Source organism: Olleya sp. NP1-10 (assembly GCF_055804415.1).
This window is the reverse complement of record NZ_CM147840.1, coordinates 122,025-146,274: the sequence shown is the minus strand read 5'-3', so window position 1 is coordinate 146,274 and position 24,250 is coordinate 122,025. Positions and strand designations below refer to the sequence as shown.

Sequence of the window (24,250 nt, the reverse complement as noted above, 5' to 3'; positions counted from 1 at the left end):
TGTATATTTGCACACCTAATATTTAGGGCGCGTAGCTCAGTTGGTTCAGAGCACTTGGTTTACACCCAAGGGGTCAGGGGTTCGAATCCCTTCGCGCCCACAAAATTTCCGAAACACTGTTTCGGATTTTTATTTTCAAACTTCGTAAGACATAAAGTGACTTAGTTTAAAAATACTAAATATTAGGGCGCGTAGCTCAGTTGGTTCAGAGCACTTGGTTTACACCCAAGGGGTCAGGGGTTCGAATCCCTTCGCGCCCACAAAAAATCCGAAACATTTGTTTCGGATTTTTTTATTTATAATAGTTTTAAAACTCTTTCTAAAGCCATACCTCTTGATCCTTTAATTAAAACATGACTGTTTGTAATTGGTTTATAATGGGTTTTAAAATCCTCAAAAGAGCGATATTGTTTTACCTTATTACTTTCAATTTTAGCTTTTATAAAGTTTTCTCCGATAAGTATAACTTCATCTATATTTAAATGATTTGCTAGGTTTGCTATATTTTGATGTTCGGTATCTGCAGAGTTACCTAATTCAAACATATCTCCTAAAATAGCAATTTTATTTTTTTATTTTGATTATTTAGATTCTGTAGCGCAACTTCCATACTTGATGGATTTGCATTGTAGGCATCCATTATAATAGTATTAGTATCCTTTTTTATAATTTGTGACCTGTTGTTTGTTGGTACATAATCTTGAATTGCAGCTTTAATATCATTAATTGAAACATCAAAATACTTTCCTATTAGTGTTGCTGCACTTAGGTTAGTAAAATTATAATCACCTATTAAGTTTGATTGTATTGTAGTGTCTTCAGCTTTAAAAGTTACAAAGGGATCTGTTTTTAATAAATGTATTAAATAATAATCAGTATTATTTTGGCTATATCCTTTACTGTTTTTATACTGGCTTAGTTTCTTTTTTTGAATATTATCATCGGCATTAAAAAATATAGTTTTGTTGTTAGAAGTTAAGTAGTCATATAATTCACTCTTACCTTCAATTACTCCTTCAACACCACCAAATCCTTCTAAGTGTGCTTTACCAAAATTAGTTATGTATCCAAAATCGGGTTGAGCAATTTGACATAAAAATTCAATTTCTTTTTTATGATTAGCTCCCATTTCTACAATACCAATTTCTGTTGCATTAGTCATGGATAGTAATGTAAGAGGCACTCCAATATGATTGTTTAAATTGCCAACTGTGGCAGTAGTGTTATACTTTTTACTAAGTACGGTATTAATAAGTTCTTTAGTTGTTGTTTTTCCATTGCTTCCCGTTAAAGAAATAATTTTTAAACCCAATTGTTGTCTATGGTAGGTTGCTAATTTTTGAAGCGTTTCAAGCGTGTTAGAAACTAATATAGTGTTATCTGATGTATGGTAATCTTTATCATCTATAATAGCATATTTAGCACCTTTTTGTAATGCTTCGATAGCAAAAGTATTACCATTAAAGTTTTCTCCGCTTAAAGCGAAAAACATATCATTAGTTTCAACGTTTCTAGTATCAGTGTTTACTGCTTTACAATCCAGAAACAGTTGGTATAATTCATCTATTTTCATGAAATAAAAATATAAAAAAAGTCCTAACATTTGTTAGGACTTTTAATATTTAAACTAAATAGTTTTTAGTTTTTTGATTTTCTTTGACCTTTAGATTTAGATCCTACTCTAGACATAGCACATCTAAAACCAATGTAGTCTGTAGCCATGTTTTGTGGGTAATATCTTCTTTGTGCTGGATCTAACCAGTACTCTCTATCTTTCCATGATCCACCTTTATAAACTCTAACTTCATCATTAATTAAAGAAGTACGCTTGTTTGATTTGTCATACTCTCTAATGATATTTCCAGAAGAATCCATTTGAATGTTATGTTTAGGTGCGTTGTACATTTTTCTTGTAGACGCATCTTCAGAAGTTTCTTCTTCATCATAACCAAATCTATCTGCATAGTATCTTGAAGATTGTGTATCACCATCTCTAAAGTTACGGTTATCACTTCTGTCAAAGTTTGTTCTTAAATAAGTTTCATTTTCATCAATAGGTTGTGTCGCAATTTCACCTGGTAAATCTCTAGGAACTACTTTTCCGTTTGGCAAAGTATCAAATACAATCTCATCAGTAGTAACAATTTTTACTGTACCATCATCATTGATTGCATTTTTAGTATAAACGTTTCCTCTATAGTAGTTAAAGTCATTAAACTCGTCATCAACTATCGGTCTGTAAACATCGGCAACCCATTCTGCAACGTTACCAGCCATATCGTAAAGTCCGTAATCGTTTGGTGCATAAGATTTAACTTGAGCGGTAATATCTGCACCATCGTCAGACCATCCTGCAATTCCACCGTAATCACCTTTGCCTTGTTTAAAGTTTGCTAATTGATCTCCTTTTATTTTACGACTTCCAGAACGTGTGTACTGTCCATCCCAAGGATATTTTTTACGTCCTCTATAAACGTTGTAGCTTCTAATTTCAGATAATCCTAAAGCTGCATATTCCCATTCAGTTTCAGTAGGGAGTCTGTATTTAGGAGAAATTAATCCAGTTTCTCTTGATGCGTAAACGTTAATTTCGTCTCCTGCAGCATTAGTTTGAGGTTTTAAGTTTCCTCCTTTTAAAATTTCTTCATTACCTCCAAAAGTTTGAGTTGGAGAGTTGATATACGTATCAGTACTAAAATTAGCGTCTGCTGTAGCTTCTAAGTTACTACCTTCTTTAAGGTAACCGTCTCTTTGTAAAGAAAGTTCGTTAACACGATCTGTTCTCCAGTTAGCAAACTCAACTGCTTGAATCCAACTAACACCCACTACTGGATATTCTCCATAACCTGGATGACGTAGATAGTTGTCAGTCATAACTTCATTATAACCTAAACGATTTCTCCAGACTAAAGTGTCAGGTAAAACACCATTATAGATTGCTCTGTAGTTTTCTTCTTCTGGTGGATAAGTTCTTTTAATCCAATCTAAATATTCAAGGTACATTTTGTTTGTAACCTCTGTTTCATCCATGTAAAAAGACTGAACATGTTGTTGATTTGGAGTGTTATTCCAATCATGCATAACATCGTCTTGTACTCTTCCCATAGTAAAAGTTCCTCCTTCTACAAATACTAATCCAGGAGCAGTTTCTTGCTCTTTAAAATTAGTGTTGTATTGAAACCCACCATCTTTAGAATTAATTTGCCATCCTGTAGCTCTAGAGGTGTTAGAGCCACTTCCAGACCTTTTACAACCAACCAAGGTTAACGCAACTGCTACAGTTAATAATAACCTTGATACAATTATTTTCTTCATATTAATACGTTTAAGTAATCTAATAATGTTATTTTTGGAGACGCAATATAAGAATTAAACCCAAGAAAACAAGTAAAAATGTCTTTTTTGAATAATTTTTTATTACACTTCATCCTATTTTTTTTGCTTTACAACGATGCAGAAAATGCTTTTTAACGTTGTTTTGAAACACTATAACGTCCGTTTTTTAATTTTATTATTGTAATTTTGACTTGTTTTTATGAAATTATTAAGAAATAAATAATATCATGTAAAATTAGACGTTAGTAATGCAATGAAAAAGATATTATTTCTGTTGGTTGTGCTTAATAGCCTACCATTATTTTCTCAAGATAAAAAAGTAAGCATAGTTTGGGATACTCCTCAAACATTTGCTGCGGATAGTTATAGTTTAACATTACCTTCTTTTAGTCCTTCTAAAAACTTTTCTTTTGATTTAGATAAAGGGATTCAATTTGTTGAACAATGGAAAACCAACAGTTTAATTAATGAAAATTCATTAGTTATAAGTAATCCTGTATTTGTTTCTATTTCCAAATCCGATTTAAAAAGTTTAAACGTAAATACTATTCCTGATAATATTAATGCGACACTAAGTAATGCAATTGCAAGAGATGTTAATTACGCTGTTTTAACTTTAAGTCCAATCATAAAAGTTGGGAACGCTTATAAAAAGTTAGTGTCATTTAATTATAGTTACAACACAAATGCTATCTCGAATCTTATTAACAATATACAGACCATTACAAATTCTGTTTTAAGTTCTGGTAGTTGGTATAAATTTGAAGTAGAGCGTTCTGGAGTTTTTAAAATTTCTAAATCCTTTTTAAATCAAATGGGTATTAATATAGATGCTGTTGATCCAAGGACAATAAAGATTTTTGGTAATGGTGGAAAAATGATGCCTTTTGCAAATAATGCTAACTTTCCTTTCGATCCTACAGAAAATGCAATAAAAATTATAGGGGAAGATGATGGTGTTTTTAATAATGAAGATTACATATTATTCTATGCACAAGGACCAACTGCAGATGTAGATGTTTCTTATATCAATACAAATATTAATCCTTATACCAATAAAACAGTTTATTATATTAATATCAGTTCAGGTTTAGGTAAACGAATTCAAAATTTTATACAACCAACTGCTGCTGCAACAGCTGTTATAGATACATTCCAGGATTACAAATTTCATGAAGTTGATGAAACAAATATAATTTTTGTTGGTAGACGTTGGTTTGGAGAAAATTTTGGAGTAGAAAACACTCAAAGTTTTAATTTTAATTTTCCAAATTTAGTTACTACCGAGCCTATTAATGTTAAAGTCGTTACTGCAACGACCTCTTCTAATGCTACTAGTTTTGGTGTAAGTGTAAATACCAATTCAGTTGGTAATATTTCGTTGTCTCAAACTAATTCTGCCGACGGAATTTATGTTACAGGAGGAACTTTTCAAGATAATACTTTAGTCACTGGTGATGAGGTTAATGTGACTCTAGATTATAACAATCAAGGTAATCCTAGTGCTACAGCATATTTGGATTATATTGGTATTGAGGCTACTAGAAGTTTAGCTTTTAACGGTAATCAATTTCATTTTAAAAATCAATCAACTACGGTTAATACTACAGGTGTTGCTAATTATAATTTGTCTAATGCAGCTCAGGTGCAAGAGGTTTGGGACGTAACAAATATTAATGATGTTACAACAATACCTAATACTAATCAAGATAATGTGTTAAGTTTTAATGCTCCAATGGGAGATTTAAAAACTTTTGTCACTGTTAGTTCTCAAAATTATTATCAACCTGTTTTAGCTCAAAATAGTCGTGTTAATAATATTAATTTAAAAGGAACAATTTTTCAAAATGCTCAAGGTGTTTTTCAAGATATTGACTATTTAATGTTAACTACAAGGTCACATTTAAGTCAAGCTCAACGCTTAGCTCAGATTAATAGAGATAAGAAAAATTTAAATGTCAAGGTTGTCATTTTAGATGAAATTTATACTGAATTTTCCTCTGGTAATCCAGATATAGCTGGTATACGTAATTTTGTTAAGTATGTGTATGATAATGCTAGTGCTCCGGAAAATCGAGTGAAATACCTTTGTATTTTTGGAGATTCATCTTTTGATTACAAAGGTCGCATTGCTAGTAATACCTATAATTTTCCAACTTGGAATGCTTACAGTAGTTTTAACTTATCTAGTTCGTTCATTTCTGATGACTTTTACGCTTATCTTGACGATAACGAAGGGACTTTAGATGTGTTTAATAACGCAAATAAATTAGATATAGCTGTTGGAAGAGTTTTGGCTGATACACCTTTAAGAGCAAGTCAAATGGTTGATAAGGTCGAAACCTATTATTCTAAAGAAGCTTTAGGCAGCTGGCGAAACAATTTTGTTGTTGTATCGGATGATGTTGATGAGGCTTGGGAAGCAACTTTGCAAGAAACAACAGATGAAATTGGTGACGAGGTAACAGCATTTAAACCTTTTATTAATGTAACAAAAATTCATTCGGATTCATTTCAGCAAGAAGCTTCAGCAGGAGGAGATCGTTATCCTGAAGTAGAGGAAGCTATGAAAAGTGCGATTGAAAAAGGAGCCATAATGGTAAATTACTTTGGTCATGGAGGAGAAGACGGTTTGGCTCATGAACGTATTTTTCAGAATACAGATGCAGAAGCTTTGAATAATGATTGTAAATTGAATCTGTTTGTAACTGTAACATGTGAGTTTACAAGATTTGATAATCCATTAAGGATTACTGCTGGTGAGTTTATTTATTGGAATAAAGACGCTGGATCCATTGGTTTGATAACAACAACTAGACAGATTTTTGTTACGGTTGGTAAAGACTTCAATAAAATATTGAAAGAGTATTTATTTTCATACAGTTCTAATGACATTTATAGTGATTATGAATATCCTTCAATAGCCGAAGCTTTAAGGTTAGCTAAAAATGATCCTAATTTTTCAAATGCGCAAAAAAGTTTAGCATTTTACATTGGTGATCCTGCTTTGCAACTTACATTTCCTCAGCCAGATATTAGATTAACTAAAGTTAATGACGTGTCAATTACACAAGAAACGGATGTTTTACAGGCCTTAAGTTATGCAAAATTAGAAGGTGTTGTAACCGATGTAAACGGAAATACACTAACAAATTATAATGGTGTTTTAACGACAACTATTTATGATAAAGAAATTGAACGTGAAACATTAGCCAATGATAATACAACTGATGCTAATGGAATAATTAAGTTAAATTATAAAACATTAGGTGCGATTGTTTTTAGAGGTCAAGCTACAGTAACTAATGGTCAATGGGAAATTGATTTTATTGTTCCTAAAGATATTGGTATACCTGTTGGAACAGGAAAGGTTAGTTTTTACGCGACTCAAGAAAACTCTCTAGAAGATAAAACAGGTGCAAGTGTTGAAACTTTAAAGATTGGAGGTATAAATCCAAATGCAGCAGAAGACAATATTGGGCCAACAATTCAGTTATACATGAATGACGAAGCATTTGTTTCAGGAGGTATAACAAACGAATCGCCTTTACTTTTAGCTAAATTTGAAGACGATAACGGAATAAACACAGCAAGTGGTATAGGTCATGATATTGTTGCTATTTTAGATGGAGACGAAGTTAATCCATATGTGTTAAACGATTATTACCTTACAGATGTTGATGATTATACAAAAGGAAGTTTAGATTTTCCTTTCAGAGATTTAGAGCCTGGTTTACATACTTTAAATTTAAAAGCTTGGGATGTTTATAATAATTCGGCTACAGCCGAAATACAATTTGTTGTTTACAATGAAAATGAAAGTTTAGTTATAAATAACGTACTAAATTATCCAAATCCATTTGTTAATTATACCGAGTTTTGGTTTAGTCATAATAGTTCAGAAGTTTTAGATATTTCAGTGCAAATATTTACTGTATCAGGTAAATTGGTAAGAACATTAAATGGACAAACAGCATTAGCTGGAGGAAAAAACATAAAATCGACATCTCGAGATATTGTTTGGGATGGACGTGATGATTTTGGAGATAAAATAGGGAAAGGGACTTATATTTATAAATTAAAAGTGCACTCGCAAAGCACAAATAAAACCGTAGAAAAAATAGAGAAACTTGTAATCCTCTAATAATAAATTATATTTGTTAACTAAAATTGATACATGAAAAATAAAATATTAATAGCTACAGTCTTACTTTTATCTTTGAAAAGTATGGCTCAAACAACTGTAATTCCAAATAGTCCAGACTCTAGAGTTATAACTACAGGTATTCCTTTTGCACTTATAGCTCCAGATGCTAGAGCTGCTGGTTTAGGGGATATGGGTGTTGCAACCTCTCCAGACGGATACTCTCAATTTTGGAATGCATCTAAAAATGTGTTTAATACTAGTAAATCTGCAGTAACATTAAGTTATACGCCTTACTTAAGTAAATTAGTTAATGATATAGGATTAGCTTCAGTATCTTACTTTAATCGTATCGACGAAAATAGTGCTTTTGGTGTAGGGTTTAGATACTTTTCATTAGGTGAAATTGAATTTGTTCAAGACGAATTTTCTACACCTTTAATTCAAAAACCAAATGAATTTACACTAGATGTTTCTTATTCTTTAAGGCTAAGTGATCAATTTGGAATGGCTATTGGCTTAAGATATTTAAGATCAGATTTAAAATTACAAACAGATAATGTTGATGCAACAGCAGCTAGTAGTTTTGGTGCAGATATTACAGGTTATTATCAAAGTGAAGAAGAAGCTTATAGCGATTTTAATGGTCGTTGGAGAGGAGGATTTGCAATTCAAAATTTAGGTCCAAAGTTTAAGTATGATGAAGAAGGTCAAGAAAACTTCCAACCAACTAACCTAAGATTAGGAGGAGGATTTGATTTCATTTTAGACCAATATAATACAGTAGCAGTTACAGCTGAATTTTCAAAATTATTAGTGCCAACGCCACCAGAATTAGGAACAGAATATAATTATACAGACAATAATGGTAATGGTGTTTATGATGAAGATGTTGATGATTTAGGAGATACAGTTGCTTCAAATGTGATTATTTCAGGACAAGATCCTGACGTACCATTTTTATCTGGTGTATTTCAATCCTTTGGAGATGCTCCAGGAGGTTTTAAAGAAGAGTTACAAGAGTTTACTTATGCTTTAGGTGCTGAGTATACTTACCAAGATTCTTTTGCTTTCAGAGCTGGGTATTTTAATGAACACGAAACAAAAGGAGCTCGTAAGTTTTTTGCTTTAGGTGCAGGATTTAAATATAATGTTATTAATGTAGACTTATCTTATTTATTCTCAGCCTCTCAAGTGCAAAGTCCTTTAGAGAGTACTCTACGTTTTTCTTTAACGTTTAACTTAGGAGCAGGAACTTATACAGAATATTAAAACAAATTAAAATAAAGATTAAAAAACTATTGTGAAAGCAATAGTTTTTTTGTCTAAAATAGTTGCGTATATTTAAATTATGAATGAAGTAAAAATACAAACCACATTACAAGTTTTTGATAGTATTACCGAGTTACCTCAGGACATACAAGCTTTAATGGACAAAGCTTCGGAAGCACGTAATAAAGCTTATGCACCATACTCTAAATTTAATGTTGGAGCTGCTTTGTTGTTAGATAATAACGAAGTTGTTACAGGTAGCAATCAAGAAAATGCATCTTATCCATCAGGACTATGTGCAGAACGTACAGCAATATATTATGCAGGAGCACAATTTCCTGAAGCAAAATTTTTGAAAATGGCAATCATTGCTGGTTCTCAGATCAATCCTACAACAGAACCAATTCCTCCTTGTGGAGCATGTAGACAAGCTATTGCAGAGTACGAAGTAAAACAAGAGAAACCTATAGAGTTATATTTTATGGGAGAAACAGGTAAAGTGGTACGATCAAATTCGTTAGCAAATATTTTACCTCTTGTTTTTGATAATTCAGCTTTATAACTAAAACGATTTCGTAACAAAATAACTATTTTCAGTTTTTTCATTACTAACTAATGTGTTACTTTTGTTATTCGTAAAAAATAATACAAACGTCACCAATGCAAAAAGTAACAAAAGAAACGTATATAAAATGGTATGAAGACATGCTGTTTTGGAGAAAGTTTGAAGACAAGCTTGCAGCAGTCTACATTCAACAAAAGGTTAGAGGTTTCCTTCACTTGTATAATGGGCAAGAAGCTGTTTTAGCAGGCGCTTTACATGCAATGGATTTAACCAAAGATAAAATGATTACAGCTTACCGTAATCACGTACAGCCAATAGGTATGGGTGTTGATCCTAAACGCGTCATGGCAGAATTATATGGTAAAGCTACAGGTACCTCAAAAGGACTAGGTGGTTCAATGCATATCTTTTCTAAAGAACACCGTTTTTACGGAGGACATGGTATTGTAGGAGGACAAATTCCTTTAGGTGCTGGTATCGCTTTTGGTGATAAATATCATAATGTTGATGGTGTAACCATCTGTTGTTTTGGTGATGGTGCAGCACGTCAAGGATCATTACATGAGTCTTTTAACTTAGCAATGCTTTGGAAGCTGCCAGTAGTTTTTGTTTGTGAAAACAATGGATACGCAATGGGTACTTCGGTTGAGCGTACTGCAAACCATACAGATATTTGGAAGTTAGGTTTAGGTTACGAAATGCCTTGTGGACCAGTTGATGGAATGAATCCTATTAAAGTAGCCGAAGCTTTTGACGAAGCTATACAACGTGCTCGTCGTGGTGATGGTCCAACATTCTTGGAAGTAAAAACCTACCGTTACAGAGGGCACTCAATGTCTGATGCACAACACTACAGAACCAAAGACGAAGTAGAAGAATACAAAAAACTAGATCCAATTACACAAGTTAAAAATGTAATTCTAGAAAAAGAATATCTTACAGAAGACGAAATCAAAGTTATTGATAAACGTGTTAAAGCTAATGTTGCTGAATGTGAGAAATTTGCTGAAGAGTCTCCATATCCTGAAAAGAATGTGATGTACGATGCAGTATATGAGCAAGAAGATTATCCATTTATAGACCATAAAATCAAATAAAATATGGCTGAAATTATAAATATGCCACGTCTTAGTGACACCATGGAAGAAGGGACTGTCGCTGCTTGGTTAAAAAAAGTAGGTGATAAAATTGAAGAAGGTGATATCCTAGCCGAAATCGAAACAGATAAAGCAACTATGGAATTTGAGTCTTTTCACGAAGGGACTTTACTTCATATTGGTGTACAAGAAGGTGAAACTACTGAGGTAGATAAACTTTTAGCTATTATCGGTGAAGAAGGTGAAGATATTTCTGGTATTCTAAACGGAACTACTAAAGAAGCTTCTGCAGATGCAACTGAAACATCAAGTGATGAATCAGAGTCTAATGATGATACTTCTGAAGCATCAACTTCTCAAGAGATTCCTGAAGGAGTAACTGTTGTTACTATGCCAAGGTTAAGTGATACTATGGAAGAAGGTACAGTTGCCTCATGGTTAAAAAATGTTGGTGATGTAGTTGAAGAAGGTGATATCCTTGCAGAGATTGAAACTGATAAAGCAACCATGGAGTTTGAATCTTTTCAGTCAGGAACTTTATTATATGTAGGTTTAAACGAAGGTGATTCTGCAAAAGTAGATTCATTATTAGCAATTATTGGACCTGAAGGTACTGATGTTGCTGACATAGCTAAAAACTTTACTGTTGGTGGTGAAGCTCCAAAAAAGGAAGATGCTCCAAAACAAGAAACCAAAGTAAAAGCTCCAAAACAAGACACTAAAACAGAATCTGTTCCTAAAGCAGAAACTACGACAAATACATCAGGACGTATTTTTGCTTCTCCATTAGCTAAAAAAATGGCGGAAGAAAAAGGAATTAATTTGTCTCAAGTTAATGGTTCTGGAGAAAATGGACGTATTGTTAAGCGCGATATAGAAAACTTCTCTCCAGTTGGTTCAACACAATCCTCTGCTCCAGTTGCTAAGTTTGTAGCTACAGGTCAAGAAGATTTTGATGAAAAACCAAACTCGCAAATGCGTAAAGCAATTGCTAAAAACTTAGCTAAATCTAAATTTACAGCACCTCATTATTATTTAAATGTGGAGTTTGATATGGATAATGCTATGGCATTTAGAGCGCAGTATAACTCTATTCCAGATACTAAAATTTCGTTTAACGATATGATTGTTAAAGCCTGTGCTTTAGCATTACGTCAACATCCTCAAGTTAACTCTCAGTGGTTTGATGATAAAATGAAATTAAACAATCACGTACATATTGGTGTAGCAGTAGCTGTAGAAGACGGTTTATTAGTACCAGTTGTTAAGTTTGCCAATGAGCAGTCTTTACCTCAAATTGGTGCAGCAGTAAAAGATTTTGCTGGACGTGCTAGAAAAAAGAAATTATCTTTAGATGAAATGGAAGGTAGTACATTTACTATCTCTAATTTAGGTATGTTTGGTATAGAAAGTTTTACTTCTATAATAAATCAACCTAACTCTGCGATACTTTCTGTTGGTGCAATTGTTCAAAAACCTGTAGTAAAAAATGGTCAAGTTGTACCAGGTAATACTATGAAGTTAACCTTAGCTTGTGATCACAGAACAGTGGATGGAGCTACAGGAGCACAATTTTTACAAACATTAAAAGGGTTTATTGAAAATCCAGTGACGATGCTAGTATAATATTTTCGCTATAGCGGAAATATAAAACATATAAAATCCCATTTCAATATAATTGATTTGGGATTTTTTTATCTTTAAACATAAATATATTTATATGAAAAAAATCATACTATTAAGTGCTATTTTGGTAGTTGTTAGTGCATGCAAAACAAAAGTTAGCCATCCAGAAACTCAAGAAGATTATTCGTTAACGACTCAAGAAGTAACCAATATGGTTAGTATTTTGGCATCAGATGATTTACAAGGTCGTGATGTCGGTACACAAGGGATTGCAGAAGCAGCTAATTATGTTGAATCTAATTTTAAATCTGCAGGTCTACAACCTTACTTTGATAGCTTTAGAGATGTATTTCAAGTAGGTGATTTAGAGGCTTTTAATGTCGTTGGTTTTTTAGAAGGTCAAGACGAAACGTTGAAAAACGAATTTGTAGTTATTGGTGCGCATTATGACCATATTGGGAAAATTAATACTGTTGAAAACGATAGTATAGCAAATGGTGCTAATGATAATGCAGCAGGAACTGCTGGCGTGATAGCATTAGCCAAATACTTTGGAGCTAAAAAAGTAAATAAGCGTAGTGTATTATTTGTAACATTTTCTGCCGAAGAAAAAGGTTTACTTGGTTCTAAGCATATCGCTAAACGCTTAAAAGAAGCTGATATTGATTTATATACAATGATTAATTTAGAAATGATTGGTGTACCTTTTAAAGACAGAGATTATCAAGCCTTTATTACAGGTTTTGAAAAATCTAACTTAGCTTATGTTATTAATAAACATGCAGGAAGTAGATTAATTGGTGCTTCAGATGTTGCTAAAAAGTATGGTTTGTTTAAACGTTCTGATAATTATGCGTTTTTTACAGAGTTTAATGTTCCTTCTCATACTATTTCATCTTGCGATTTAACTAATTTTGATTATTACCACCATGTAGATGATGAGGTAGATAAATTAGATTATACTTTCATGACTAACCTAATAAATAATCTAGGACCTGTTTTAGAAAAAGTTGTTAATGCTTCAGAAAAAGAAATTATTTTAAATGAAAACTAAAAATATAATCATCACAGGAACCAGTAGAGGTATTGGTTTTGAATTAGTCAAACTATTAGTAGATCAAGGACACAATATTTTGGCATTATCTAGAAATGCTGAACCTATTGAAGCTTTAAAATTAAAAAACACGACAGCCCTACCGTTTGATTTATCAAAAGAGGAAGACTATTCTAAGGTAGAAACATTTATACAAAATAAATGGAAACATGTTGATGTTTTAATAAATAATGCTGGAGCAATAGTTAATAAACCTTTTGCTGAAACCAGTATGAAGGATTTTGAAAATGTTTACAAAACTAATGTTTTTGGTGTTGCTCAAATGACCAAAATAGTATTGCCTTTTATGAATAAGGATAGTCATGTATTAACTATTAGTTCAATGGGAGGCGTACAAGGTAGTATGAAATTTGCTGGTTTGTCTGCTTACAGTTCTAGTAAAGGAGCAGTAATAACTTTAACCGAGTTGCTTGCCGAAGAGTATAAAGATCTAGGACCTTCATTTAATGTTTTAGCTTTAGGAGCTGTTCAAACTGAAATGTTGGAAGAAGCTTTTCCTGGTTACCAAGCACCTAATACTCCAGAGCAAATGGCAAATTATATTGCTAATTTTGCTTTAACAGGTCATCAGTTTTATAATGGTAAATTGTTGCAAGTATCTAACTCTACACCATAAAATTGAAAATGGTTGATTTATTGATTTAAATTAATCATTAAAGTTTAAAGTAATATTACTAGACGTAATTAATTCACTTTTTTTAAATGAATTTAATATTTAATTGAATTATTTTTGCCGAAATATTTAACAATGAAACAAACTACAAACACCATATTAATGATTCGTCCTGTTAATTTCAGAATGAATGAAGAAACAGCTGTAAATAATTATTTTCAAGAAGATATAGATTTAAAAAACGCTGAAATTAACAATAAAGCAACTGCTGAATTTGATGCTTTTGTAGAGAAGCTTAAAGCTGTTGGAGTAAATGTTATTGTTGAAAATGATGACAAAGCGTTGAATACTCCTGACTCAATTTTCCCGAATAATTGGGTCAGTTTTCATGAAAATGGAAATGTTGCTATGTATCCAATGTTTGCAGAAAACAGAAGACGTGAAAGACGCGAAGCTATTTTTTTAAGATTAGAAAAAGAAGGTTTTGAAATTAAAGATATTATAGATTATACTTCTGCTGAAGAAGAAGGCTATTTTCTTGAAGGTACAGGAAGTATTTTATTAGATCGTGTCAATAGTATTGCTTATTGTGCTTTATCACCACGTGCTGATGAAGAATTGTTTATTGAGTTTTGCGAAGATTTTGAATACACACCAGTTGTCTTTACAGCAAATCAAACAGTAGAAGGTAAACGTTTGCCTATATATCACACTAATGTTATGATGTGTTTAGCGGAAACTTTTGCTGTGATATGTTTAGAAACAATTGATGATAAAAAGGAAAGAAAGCAAGTTGTTTCGAATTTAGAAAAAACAGGAAAGAAGGTTATAACAATTACTGAAAAGCAAATGCATCAATTTGCTGGTAATATGCTACAAGTAAGAGGTAAGGATGATGCTTTATATTTAGTGATGAGTCAAGCAGCTCATGATAGTTTATCTACAGCACAAAAAGATTTGATTGAAGCACATTGTCCAATACTATCTAGTGCATTAACCACTATAGAGACTTGTGGTGGTGGAAGTGCTCGTTGTATGATGGCAGAGGTGTTTCTTCCAAAGGCGTAGTTAAATTTTAACTGTATTTATTCTTAGGGAGTTCTATGTAAAAAGTACTCCCTATATTTAAAGTGCTTTCTACCCATATTCTCCCTTGATTTAATTCTACTAACTCTTTACAGATAGTTAAACCTAAACCAGTACCTTTTTCTTTATTAGTTCCTCTAGTTGAAAACGTATTATTTCCAAATAGTTTCTCTTGATTATCTTTACTAATACCAACACCTGTATCAGATATACTTAAAATAGCTTTATCGTTATTAATTTGATTTGAAATAGAGATACTATCTCCATGATTACAAAATTTAACAGCATTAGCTAAAAGGTTTTGTATAACAATCTCTACCATGCTTCTGTCTGCAAAAACAAAATCACGTAAAGTATTATCTAATAATGTGACACCTTTAGATTCAAATTTTTGATCCATTAGTTTAGCTTTTTCAATAAACACTTCTTGAATGTCAAATAAAGACGGTTTTGGTTCTAAAGATTGCATTTGAGACTTAGACCAATTTAATAAATTAAATAAAAGTAATGAGGCGTTGTTGGCGTTTTCGCTTAACTCAGGAAGTAAGGTTTGAAATTCGTCTTGAGATAATTGTCCTTCTTTTAATAAATCAATAAAACCCTTTGTAGAAGTTAAAGTATCTTTTAAGTCATGAGATACAATAGAAAATAATTTGTCCTTTACTTTATTAATATTTTCTAGGTGTTTACTTTGCTCTATAATAGCTTCGTTTTGTAGTTCTATTTTCTTGTTTTGTTCCTCAAGTTGTTTAGTATATTTTAAACGGTTTGTTCGCTTTACAAATAGTAATACAAAAAAGGTTAATACTACAGCAAATGCAGTAAGTAGTGCATAAAATATTAATTTAAATTTGTCAAATTTCTTTCTGCTAATAGAGTTGTTATTTAATTCTGGGGTTTGTGATAAGGCATTGACTTCTATCATGGCTTCCTCAATGGTGTCCACTTCTTTTATTGGATTGTGATCAATCTTTTCAGAGTCTATTTTTTCTTTTAGCCTGTAATATTCTCCTTGCCAAACATAAGCATTGTCAAACTTACCGTTAGTAGAGTCTAGAACCTTCATTAATAGGTAATTGCGTAAAAGCTCTTGGTCGTTATGTATAACTCGACTTAAATTAGAAGCCTCAAGTAGTTGTGCTTCAGCAGCACGTAAACGGTTTTGTTTTAAGTTTAATTCTCCTAGACTATTTAAAGCAATTAAAATTTCGTTTTTATTATCTAAACGTCTATTAATGTTAATTGATTCTGCAAGATATCTGGTTGCAATACGGTAATCATTATTTTTTAGATAAGCATTTCCTAAATGAGGTAGTATCTGTGCTCGTAAACTATGATCTTCAGAGCTGGCATAACCTAAAGCACTTTCAAAATAATTGATGGCTAGATTATACTTTTCCTTTTTAAAGTATAAATTACCTAGATTTTTATTGGTTTGTATTAAGCCTATTATGCTATTAGATTTTTTATCTACGTTTAGTTTTTTTAGATTAAAAGCAATTGCTTTTTCTATATCACCTACAGTGCTATACGCTTTAGCAAGACTTTGGTAATTTTTGGATAAATCGTCGTATAGTTCACGTTTTTCTAATTCATTTATAGCAGCTAATGCATGAGTTAATCCGTCTTTGTAATTTCCTCTTTTAATTTCAATAACTCCAAGATTGCTATCTATTTGTGCTACAGATATGACATCTTTGATGTTTAAGAATAGTTTTTTAGCGGTTTTATAATATTTAATAGCTTCTGGAGTTTTACCCTCGACATTATATATTTTAGCTTTGTAAAATATGATGTTGGCAAGCCCTTTTTTGTAGTCAATATCTTTAGCTAATCGTTCACTTTTGTCAACAAATTTTAAGGCTTTACTGTATTGTTTGTATTCAAATAAGCGTTTGATAATGTTAACAGAAGTCTTGACTTTAGTCGAATCAGAATTTTGATAAGCTAATTGGATAGTCAATCGCTCTAGTTCTTCATCTTGAGAAAAACTAAAGGTTGCATTGCATAATAAAATTAGGACAAGTAGTCTCTTCATTTAAAATATAACTATACATAAAACATGGCAAATTGCGAATGTCTCAAAATTAACTATGAAATTCTATGTATTTTTTAAGTTAATGAAATTAAAAGAAGAAAATAGAGGGATTTTCCTTCAAAGCATAAAAATGAATATTAATATATTTAAAACATAATTTTTAAGTGGTAATACCAAAAAATCAGACTAACTGTAAGATTTGTTTTACTCTAGTATTACAACAGGTTTAGACTGATTTATATCGGTTTAAAATATAAGTCCTATAATGGTCATTTAATCTCATATAAAGCCCATCAAATTATACTAATTTCTTGGAAGAAATACTATATTTGCTCTTTCAAAAAAGTACAATTCATGAGCCTTCAAAATACATTAGAGCAACACATTAAACAAGCGGTTAATACCATTTATAATGCTAATTTAGAAACGGTAGAGTTTCAAGCAACTAGAAAAGAGTTTGCTGGCGATATTACAGTAGTCGTGTTTCCTATGTTACGTGTTGTAAAAGGTAACCCAGTCCAAATTGGTCAAGCTATTGGTGAGTATTTAGTGCAAAATGTAGAGCAAGTTGAAGCTTTTAATGTTGTAAAAGGGTTTTTAAATCTTGAAATCTCAGCTTCATATTTTGTAGATTTTTTTAATACTATAAAACAAAATGTAAATTATGGTTTTGTTGACGCTTCCGCGGAAAATAAAGCTGTTATGGTTGAATACTCTTCGCCTAATACAAACAAACCCTTACACTTAGGACATATTAGAAATAACTTATTAGGCTATAGTGTTTCTGAAATTTTGAAAGCTTCAGGTAAAAAAGTTTATAAGACTCAAATTATAAATGATAGAGGTATACATATTTGTAAAAGTATGTTGGCTTGGAAGCGTTTTGGAAACAATGAAACACCAGAATCTACAGGATTAAAAGGTGATAAATTAGTTGGTAATTACTACGTTAAATTTGATCAAGAATATAAAAAAGAAATAGCAGCTTTAGTTGCCGAAGGGAAAACAGAAGAGGATGCTAAAAAGGAAGCTCCAATTTTAAATGAAGCTCAGCAGATGCTTCAAAAATGGGAAGCAGGAGATAAAGAAGTAGTTGCCCTTTGGGAAACGATGAATGGTTGGGTTTATGATGGTTTTAATACGACCTACAAAAACCTAGGTGTTGATTTTGATAACTTATATTATGAAAGTCAAACGTATCTTTTAGGTAAAGAGTTTATTGCTGAAGGTTTAAAATCTGGAGTATTCTACAAAAAAGAAGATGGATCGGTTTGGTGTGATTTGACAGCTGATGGTCTTGACGAGAAAATAGTACTTCGTTCTGACGGAACAGCAGTTTATATGACTCAAGATATTGGTACAGCTATACAACGTGTAAAAGATTATCCTGATGTTGGAGGCATGGTTTACACTGTAGGTAATGAGCAAGAATACCATTTTCAAGTACTGTTTTTAATTATTAAAAAACTTGGTTTTGATTGGGCTAAAAACTTATTTCATTTAAGTTATGGGATGGTAGATTTACCTTCAGGTAAAATGAAGAGTAGAGAAGGTACTGTTGTTGATGCTGATGATTTAATTGTTGAAATGGCTGATACAGCTCAAACCATATCTGAAGATTTAGGTAAGTTAGATGGTTATACAGATCAAGAAAAAGCAGAATTATATAAAACAATAGGTCTAGGAGCTTTAAAGTATTACATACTTAAAGTAGATCCTAAAAAACGTATTTTATTTGATCCAAAAGAGTCTATAGACTTTCAAGGTAATACAGGTCCTTTCATTCAATATACTTATGCTAGAATACAATCTATTTTACGTAAAGCTAATGTTGATACTAGTGTAACACTTAAACCTAGTGATGTTGCTTTAGAAGATAAAGAACGTGATTTAATTAAGCAATTACAGTTGTTTCCAGAAGTTATACAACTTGCAGCTAATAACCACAGTCCTGCTTTAATAGCTAACTATACATATGATTTAGTAAAAGCCTTTAACAGTTTTTACCAAAACGTATCAATATTAGGTGCAGAAACACAAAATGAAATTGTATTTAGAGTGCAATTATCTCAAACTGTAGCTAATATTATTAAAAATGCTTTTAGCTTATTAGGAATTAACGTACCAGAGCGTATGTAATAAGTCTTATTTAATTGATATATTAAAACGCTTTCAATCTCTTGAAAGCGTTTTTTTTATTTAATACATTTTTATGTTTTCTATCTATAGTGAGCTTGGTTATTTTGAGCTTAAAGCCATGTTGGCAAGCCAAAACTGAATAATAAAGCTTCCCCAAAAAACAATAAAAGCAAGTGTGATTTTATTAGCTCTATCGTTTTTAGTTAATGTTTTGTAGTGTTTAGTAATATCCCATTTAGCAATACCTTTTTTAGCCATTTTTGAAGCTAAATAATAAACAGGTGTAATAAATATAAATCCACCCATAACTAAAACAGCTAAGTTTTTAGTGTTAGTTAATATTAATGATAAAGCTAGTATTAGATATAAACCAGTAGCTATAAATGTAAAAGGAAAAGAAAAAATAATATAGTGGATGGAATAATTTTTTCTGGCATCTTTTTATTGACTAACCATTTTGAAGTACAATAAAATGCCAATAATAATTTTTGAAATATTTTTTTGAACATTAATTATTAAAATTTGGAGGGAGTTTTATGTTAGGAGAAACATAAGTGTTGTCAATTTTTACGTCGTTAAATATTGGAGTTGTTTTTTTAGGAAAATGCTTTATGGGTTTGTTATTCCAAAGGTCAGAATCACTTCCAAAAGTATTGTCAATCCCTTCGCTAATATTAAAAGCATAATCTAAAATTCCATATATAGCTAAACCAACAACTACTGCAGGAGCACCAACTGCTGTAGCAGCTATACCTACCACTAAAAGGGTTCCGTCAACGTAAGTGTGTGGTTTAATTTCTGTGTCGTTTATGTACGCATCACCAACTTCATATATAATTGTACCTGCAGATAAATAAGGGCCAACTTTTGCCACTTTTCCTGCTTTTTTCATAACCTTTTCAGCTCCATGAAATATTTTACCTGCTTTTGCTGGTTTACCTACGCTTTTTGCAACTTTTGAAATCTTGTAAGCATAATGTCTTTTAAATTCTTTTGGTGTTCTGCTGTACAATTCTGCTAGGTCACCTAAACCACTAATATTTTTTTTAGTTGTACCATAAACCTGAGAGGCTAATAACATCCAATCATATTCTTCTTTAGATACATAATCATTTTGAAGTTCTAAATGTATTGGGTCGGCTTCTAAAAGTTGTTGATTTTGTTGGTATGATTGTAAACTTTCGGTTGAGGTAAACGTAGCGTAATCGCTACCATTACTTACAGTTACAGTAAAAGCTCTGCTGCCACCTAATGAGCTCGTCCTAAAATCTACACAAGCCGTATTTGGTACGATTATCCATTTGTCACCAACAAAGACTTCTTTATGTGTCATCGAGCTAGTTGAATACCTAATGTAATTATCAAAATTAGGTGGCTCTTGATTTTGAGCTTGTTCTCGAGCAATATCATCTAAAATCTGAGAAATTTCTTTATTATGTGCGTTTAAAGACGACTCTAGATAACTACCAAAGCTTCTGCTGCTTTGATTGTATACAGATGTTCCCATTTTACATTGCCAAGCAAAGTCTACGTCTTGCTGTAGAACTGTTTGTAATGCCTTTAATTTTTCATTTAACATTGTATAATAAGTTATTTAGTAAAACAATTATATGATTACCAATTTAAGATTTTAAATCATTCGGTATACAAACATAACATTATTTATTTGTAAATGCTATAGGTGTTTTCAGGTTTGTTTTTTGTAACTTACTGAAATACAGATGTTGGTTGGTTTCTTTGTTAAATAAAGATATTGGATGTAAACTCTTAAAAGTTAATGCGTAGACTTACGTTTGGTGTTAAACCTAAAGACAGGTTATTTACCTCAATTGTATTGTTAGTATCCTCAGGATCTACTTGATAGTACCTATTAATTATATTGTCTTCATTACTTAAATTACGCACACCTGCTTTTAGACTTATATTAGTCGTATTATTAAAATCATAGGTATAACCAATAGAGGTGTCTAAACGTAAAAAATCGTCTACATTTTGGCTATTAGGCTGGTCGTAATTGACATAGTAATTGTTGTTAATTTCAACTGTTGGGTTAGCTTCAAGAGGTTTTGTGTATGGTTGTCCAGAATGCCAAATACCACCAACTGACAATTCTAAATTTTTTATTATGGAATAATTTATAGCTAAAGAAACAGAATGTCTAATGTCTACGTTATTAGGAAAAATACTAGGTGTAAAGCTCTCAAAAGTATAATCGTTTATACTGTAAGTATAGCTTAGCCACGTACTAAATTTATCAGTAGTTTTATTAGCTAAAAACTCGATGCCTTTTGCTGTGTAAGCTCCTGTGGCGCTTAGGTATTGAAAGTTGTTGTAAAAACCTTGATTGCTAGCAGTGATACCATCAACAGTTTTATAAAACCCATTAATATCAATATTTAAATTATGTTTACTATAATCTATACCAAATGACGCTTGTTTACTTGTTGATATTGGTATAGTATTATTATCTGCTAATATCCAGCGTCTGTTTTCAACACCTAAAAAATCATCTTGAAAATCTACAATTTGAGTTGCAGATTGATTTTTAAATTCGCCTTCTAATTTTAAAGCCCATTGGTTAGATAGTTTTTGTCTTGCAGTTATACGAGGTTCTATTAATAACTTATCAAATTTCTGAAAATAATTTCCGCGTAGCCCAATCCTTAAAAAGGTGTTGTTTTTATGGTATTCTATTTGTGTAAACAATGCATGGTTTAACAGAACATCTTTTTTAGTACGTGAATAAGAAGGAGCAGTTACAGTAGTTTCATTTAATATACCAATCTCGTTAAACTGATAACCATTTAAAAAATTTAAAAACGGAGTAAAACTATAGTTGGTTTTAACCTGTATGCTGGTTTCTAACACTTCATTAGCTTGTGTTAAGCGTTGATCTGTTTGGACTCTTAAATCTGAAGCATCTACTGTATATCTAGAATAGTTACCAGACACATCTGTGCTAAACTTTTTTGTCCATTCTGCTTGCCAATGTCCACCATAACCTAGATTATCTTGAGCTAAATTACTGGTTTTTGAAGTGGTTGTATTATCACTATCAGTAGTAGTTTCGGCGTAATCTAAATTATTATTAATACCAATAATATTAGCTCTAAAACGATGTTTTTTGTTTATGTCAAAAAGTAGTTTTGCAGTAAAATCATAAAAGACAAAATCCGAAGAAGTTGTACTGTTTTCAATATTAGAATTGATATTTATATCGCTATCCTGAAAACTTCTTTCAAAATAATTGTCATAAGTAGGTGTGCTAATCACATCAGTGATAGAACGTCTTCCTGAAACATGTAATGCTAGTTTTTTACTAATAGGAATTTCTAAAAAGGCATCTGCACTAATTAGATTTACACCAGCTCCTCCAGAAAAAGTATCTTCAATTTGATCTTTAGTATACATGCTTATGGTGCTTGATACACCATCACTGTATTGACTGCTAGTTCCGTTTTTAGTCACAATAACTTTGTTGGTTAAGTTAGGGTTATAAGCAGATATTAACCCAAAAAAGTGACCAGAATGATACATCTTTATACCATCCCAAAGGATTAAGTTTTGGTCATTTGTTCCTCCTCTTACGTTAATGTTTGCAATACTTTCGTTAACGCTTTCAACGCCTGGTAAAGCTTGTATGGACTGTAAAATATCAGGTTCGATTAAACCTGGTAAGTTTCCAAATTCTTCTGTATTTAAAACAATGCTACCATCTATAAATTTTTGTAAACCAGTAGTTAAGTATTTAGTAATTAAAACTTCCGTTAACATTTGGTTGTCCTCTGACAGTGTAATTGTTGGACAAGATTGTTGATTGTTGAATAATGTTTTAGCTGAAATTTTTAGCGTTTGGTAGCCTAAATAAGAAATAGATAATGTCGCTTTAAGCGGAATTTCAGTTAAGTTAAATTCACCATTATAATTCGTGCTTGTACCTTGATAAGTATCATCAATAATAACTGAAGCACCTATAAGCGCTTCATTTGTTTCTTCTGAAACTAGAGTACCGCAAATAGAAAATGTTTTTTCTAAGACAGAAACTGTAATGTACCGACTATCTATAGTTTTAAAATTTAGTAAGGTATTAGCGTTTAAATGTTGTAACGTTTGCTGTAAATTTAAATTACCTTCCGGTTGAGGTATGTTGATGTTAGCAACATCGTCTACAGCATAGCTAAATTTTACATCAAATTGTTCTTGGATACTTATTAAGTAATCTGCTAATGGCAAACTTTTAGTTTGACCAAAACCAATAGTGATCCATAATATTAAACAGTAAGTTAGCCAGTTATTGCCCTTCATATTTATATAAGGTAACAGTAGTATTATTAATTTTATAACTTAATTTTAGAGGTATTGTTATGGCTTGTAATGCAGTATTTAAGTTGGTATGTGTGAAAGTACCTGTAAATAATTGTGTAGTGTCTATAGCATCAGCATTAATAGTTACATCATATTGACGTTGTACTTCTGCAATGACTTGTTGTAAGCTAATGTTAGTAAAAGTACTTTCGGCTTTAAGCCAACTTGGAGAGGTTGACTTTGTGTTATCTATTAATTCAATATTATCATTAACAACCTTAAAACCTTTGCCTTTTGATAGTTTAATAGTTTGGTTATTATGTGTTACACTTACCAAACCTTCAAAACATACGACTTCAAAATAATTGTCACGCTCTTTAACATTAAACTGTGTACCTAAGACTTGTACTAACCCTGCAGTTGTGTTAACGGTAAATTTTTGCCCTTTTTCAACTTTAAAAAAGGCTTCACCATCTAACGTTAAATCGCGTTTATCGTCCCAAGTTTTTGAATTATAAGATAAGCTAGATTTTGCATTTAATATTACCTCAGAGTTATCAGGTAATTTAAATGTTTGGGTTTGAGCAACTGTTGTTTCAAAATTTTTGGTGTTATTAAAAAAGGCAAAGTATGAGATGCCAAGCATAACAATAAGCATTGCTGCAACTTTAAAAAAGGTTTTAAAGTTTAAGCTAATAACTTTAGGTTCGGTTTTAGTTAATGGACGTTGTTTAAAAGCAGCTAAAGCTTGTTGCGCATCTACTTTTGGAGCTTCCATTTGTGAGCTATAATGCTTAATTTTTTCTAAAGTTTTAAAATCTTCAGATTGTTTTAAAGCATCAAGTTCTGGTTTGGTTAATTGGTCATCAAACCATTTTAATATGTCGTTTTCTTTTTTCATTGTTGCAAGTCCTT

15 protein-coding genes, 2 tRNA genes and 1 pseudogene are annotated in these 24,250 nt (G+C 31.6%); 11 read left to right on the top strand and 7 right to left on the bottom strand.

Annotation, left to right across the window (positions count from 1 at the left end; all coding sequences use genetic code 11):
* The first annotated feature begins 25 nt into the window (after positions 1 to 25).
* Together AC0L4B_RS00715 and AC0L4B_RS00710 are read left to right on the top strand one after the other, a co-directional pair.
* Positions 26 to 100, top strand: a tRNA-Val gene (locus AC0L4B_RS00715).
* An 85-nt stretch (positions 101 to 185) separates the two neighbouring features.
* Positions 186 to 260, top strand: a tRNA-Val gene (locus AC0L4B_RS00710).
* 36 nt (positions 261 to 296) lie between these two features.
* Here the strand turns inward: AC0L4B_RS00710 and AC0L4B_RS00705 are convergent.
* Both AC0L4B_RS00705 and gldJ read right to left on the bottom strand, forming a co-directional pair.
* A pseudogene (locus AC0L4B_RS00705) lies at positions 297 to 1,573 on the bottom strand (UDP-N-acetylmuramoyl-tripeptide--D-alanyl-D-alanine ligase).
* A gap of 65 nt (positions 1,574 to 1,638) precedes the next feature.
* Positions 1,639 to 3,315 (bottom strand): gliding motility lipoprotein GldJ, encoded by a 1,677-nt coding sequence (gene gldJ / locus AC0L4B_RS00700; protein WP_473438126.1) that lies wholly within the window; start codon positions 3,313 to 3,315, stop codon positions 1,639 to 1,641.
* A 274-nt stretch (positions 3,316 to 3,589) separates the two neighbouring features.
* Between gldJ and porU the strand changes: the two genes are divergently transcribed.
* The 8 genes from porU (at position 3,590) to ctlX (ending at position 14,835) form a co-directional block, all read left to right on the top strand.
* Complete coding sequence (gene porU, locus AC0L4B_RS00695; RefSeq protein WP_473438125.1) at positions 3,590 to 7,480, top strand: type IX secretion system sortase PorU; 3,891 nt, start codon at positions 3,590 to 3,592, stop codon at positions 7,478 to 7,480.
* Between the two features lie 33 nt (positions 7,481 to 7,513).
* Complete coding sequence (gene porV / locus AC0L4B_RS00690; protein ID WP_473438124.1) at positions 7,514 to 8,752, top strand: type IX secretion system outer membrane channel protein PorV; 1,239 nt, start codon at positions 7,514 to 7,516, stop codon at positions 8,750 to 8,752.
* A gap of 79 nt (positions 8,753 to 8,831) precedes the next feature.
* The gene (gene cdd / locus AC0L4B_RS00685) at positions 8,832 to 9,314 is read left to right on the top strand and encodes a cytidine deaminase (RefSeq protein WP_473438123.1); all 483 of its coding nucleotides are present in this window, start codon (positions 8,832 to 8,834) and stop codon (positions 9,312 to 9,314) included.
* A 98-nt stretch (positions 9,315 to 9,412) separates the two neighbouring features.
* Positions 9,413 to 10,414 carry a pyruvate dehydrogenase (acetyl-transferring) E1 component subunit alpha gene (gene pdhA / locus AC0L4B_RS00680; protein WP_028289183.1) on the top strand — a complete coding sequence of 334 codons (1,002 nt, stop codon included), beginning with the start codon at positions 9,413 to 9,415 and terminating at the stop codon, positions 10,412 to 10,414.
* Positions 10,415 to 10,417: 3 nt separating this feature from the next.
* A complete protein-coding gene (locus AC0L4B_RS00675) occupies positions 10,418 to 12,040 on the top strand; it encodes a pyruvate dehydrogenase complex dihydrolipoamide acetyltransferase (protein WP_473438122.1) in 1,623 nt (540 codons plus the stop codon).
* A gap of 94 nt (positions 12,041 to 12,134) precedes the next feature.
* Positions 12,135 to 13,094 carry a M28 family peptidase gene (locus AC0L4B_RS00670; protein WP_473438121.1) on the top strand — a complete coding sequence of 320 codons (960 nt, stop codon included), beginning with the start codon at positions 12,135 to 12,137 and terminating at the stop codon, positions 13,092 to 13,094.
* Entirely contained in the window at positions 13,084 to 13,770 is a 687-nt protein-coding gene (locus tag AC0L4B_RS00665) for an SDR family NAD(P)-dependent oxidoreductase (protein ID WP_473438120.1), read from the top strand. Before AC0L4B_RS00670 ends, AC0L4B_RS00665 begins: the two co-directional genes overlap by 11 nt.
* Before the next feature lie 132 nt (positions 13,771 to 13,902).
* The gene (gene ctlX, locus AC0L4B_RS00660; protein WP_473438119.1) at positions 13,903 to 14,835 is read left to right on the top strand and encodes a citrulline utilization hydrolase CtlX; all 933 of its coding nucleotides are present in this window, start codon (positions 13,903 to 13,905) and stop codon (positions 14,833 to 14,835) included.
* 7 nt (positions 14,836 to 14,842) lie between these two features.
* Here the strand turns inward: ctlX and AC0L4B_RS00655 are convergent, their stop codons facing one another.
* The gene (locus tag AC0L4B_RS00655) at positions 14,843 to 16,891 is read right to left on the bottom strand and encodes a tetratricopeptide repeat-containing sensor histidine kinase (RefSeq protein ID WP_473438118.1); all 2,049 of its coding nucleotides are present in this window, start codon (positions 16,889 to 16,891) and stop codon (positions 14,843 to 14,845) included.
* 354 nt (positions 16,892 to 17,245) lie between these two features.
* On the opposite strand from AC0L4B_RS00655, the gene argS reads away from it, so the two are divergent.
* A complete protein-coding gene (gene argS / locus AC0L4B_RS00650) occupies positions 17,246 to 19,030 on the top strand; it encodes an arginine--tRNA ligase (RefSeq protein ID WP_473438117.1) in 1,785 nt (594 codons plus the stop codon).
* Between the two features lie 99 nt (positions 19,031 to 19,129).
* Here the strand turns inward: argS and AC0L4B_RS00645 are convergent, their stop codons facing one another.
* The 4 genes from AC0L4B_RS00645 to AC0L4B_RS00630 all read right to left on the bottom strand — a co-directional run bounded on the left by AC0L4B_RS00645 (position 19,130) and on the right by AC0L4B_RS00630 (position 24,236).
* Positions 19,130 to 19,336, bottom strand: coding sequence for a hypothetical protein (locus AC0L4B_RS00645; RefSeq protein ID WP_473438116.1), 207 nt, complete (start codon positions 19,334 to 19,336; stop codon positions 19,130 to 19,132).
* A 202-nt stretch (positions 19,337 to 19,538) separates the two neighbouring features.
* The gene (locus AC0L4B_RS00640) at positions 19,539 to 20,609 is read right to left on the bottom strand and encodes a hypothetical protein (protein ID WP_473438115.1); all 1,071 of its coding nucleotides are present in this window, start codon (positions 20,607 to 20,609) and stop codon (positions 19,539 to 19,541) included.
* A 188-nt stretch (positions 20,610 to 20,797) separates the two neighbouring features.
* A complete protein-coding gene (locus AC0L4B_RS00635; protein WP_473438114.1) occupies positions 20,798 to 23,335 on the bottom strand; it encodes a TonB-dependent receptor in 2,538 nt (845 codons plus the stop codon).
* Positions 23,322 to 24,236 (bottom strand): FecR family protein, encoded by a 915-nt coding sequence (locus AC0L4B_RS00630; protein ID WP_473438113.1) that lies wholly within the window; start codon positions 24,234 to 24,236, stop codon positions 23,322 to 23,324. Before AC0L4B_RS00630 ends, AC0L4B_RS00635 begins: the two co-directional genes overlap by 14 nt.
* Positions 24,237 to 24,250 lie beyond the last annotated feature (14 nt).

Coding starts and splice junctions, on each gene's coding strand:
- gldJ (WP_473438126.1), bottom strand. CDS start 3,315: ATGAAGAAAATAATTGTATCAAGGTTATTATTAACTGTAGCAGTTGCG.
- porU (WP_473438125.1), top strand. CDS start 3,590: ATGAAAAAGATATTATTTCTGTTGGTTGTGCTTAATAGCCTACCATTA.
- porV (WP_473438124.1), top strand. CDS start 7,514: ATGAAAAATAAAATATTAATAGCTACAGTCTTACTTTTATCTTTGAAA.
- cdd (WP_473438123.1), top strand. CDS start 8,832: ATGAATGAAGTAAAAATACAAACCACATTACAAGTTTTTGATAGTATT.
- pdhA (WP_028289183.1), top strand. CDS start 9,413: ATGCAAAAAGTAACAAAAGAAACGTATATAAAATGGTATGAAGACATG.
- AC0L4B_RS00675 (WP_473438122.1), top strand. CDS start 10,418: ATGGCTGAAATTATAAATATGCCACGTCTTAGTGACACCATGGAAGAA.
- AC0L4B_RS00670 (WP_473438121.1), top strand. CDS start 12,135: ATGAAAAAAATCATACTATTAAGTGCTATTTTGGTAGTTGTTAGTGCA.
- AC0L4B_RS00665 (WP_473438120.1), top strand. CDS start 13,084: ATGAAAACTAAAAATATAATCATCACAGGAACCAGTAGAGGTATTGGT.
- ctlX (WP_473438119.1), top strand. CDS start 13,903: ATGAAACAAACTACAAACACCATATTAATGATTCGTCCTGTTAATTTC.
- AC0L4B_RS00655 (WP_473438118.1), bottom strand. CDS start 16,891: ATGAAGAGACTACTTGTCCTAATTTTATTATGCAATGCAACCTTTAGT.
- argS (WP_473438117.1), top strand. CDS start 17,246: ATGAGCCTTCAAAATACATTAGAGCAACACATTAAACAAGCGGTTAAT.
- AC0L4B_RS00645 (WP_473438116.1), bottom strand. CDS start 19,336: ATGGGTGGATTTATATTTATTACACCTGTTTATTATTTAGCTTCAAAA.
- AC0L4B_RS00640 (WP_473438115.1), bottom strand. CDS start 20,609: ATGTTAAATGAAAAATTAAAGGCATTACAAACAGTTCTACAGCAAGAC.
- AC0L4B_RS00635 (WP_473438114.1), bottom strand. CDS start 23,335: ATGAAGGGCAATAACTGGCTAACTTACTGTTTAATATTATGGATCACT.
- AC0L4B_RS00630 (WP_473438113.1), bottom strand. CDS start 24,236: ATGAAAAAAGAAAACGACATATTAAAATGGTTTGATGACCAATTAACC.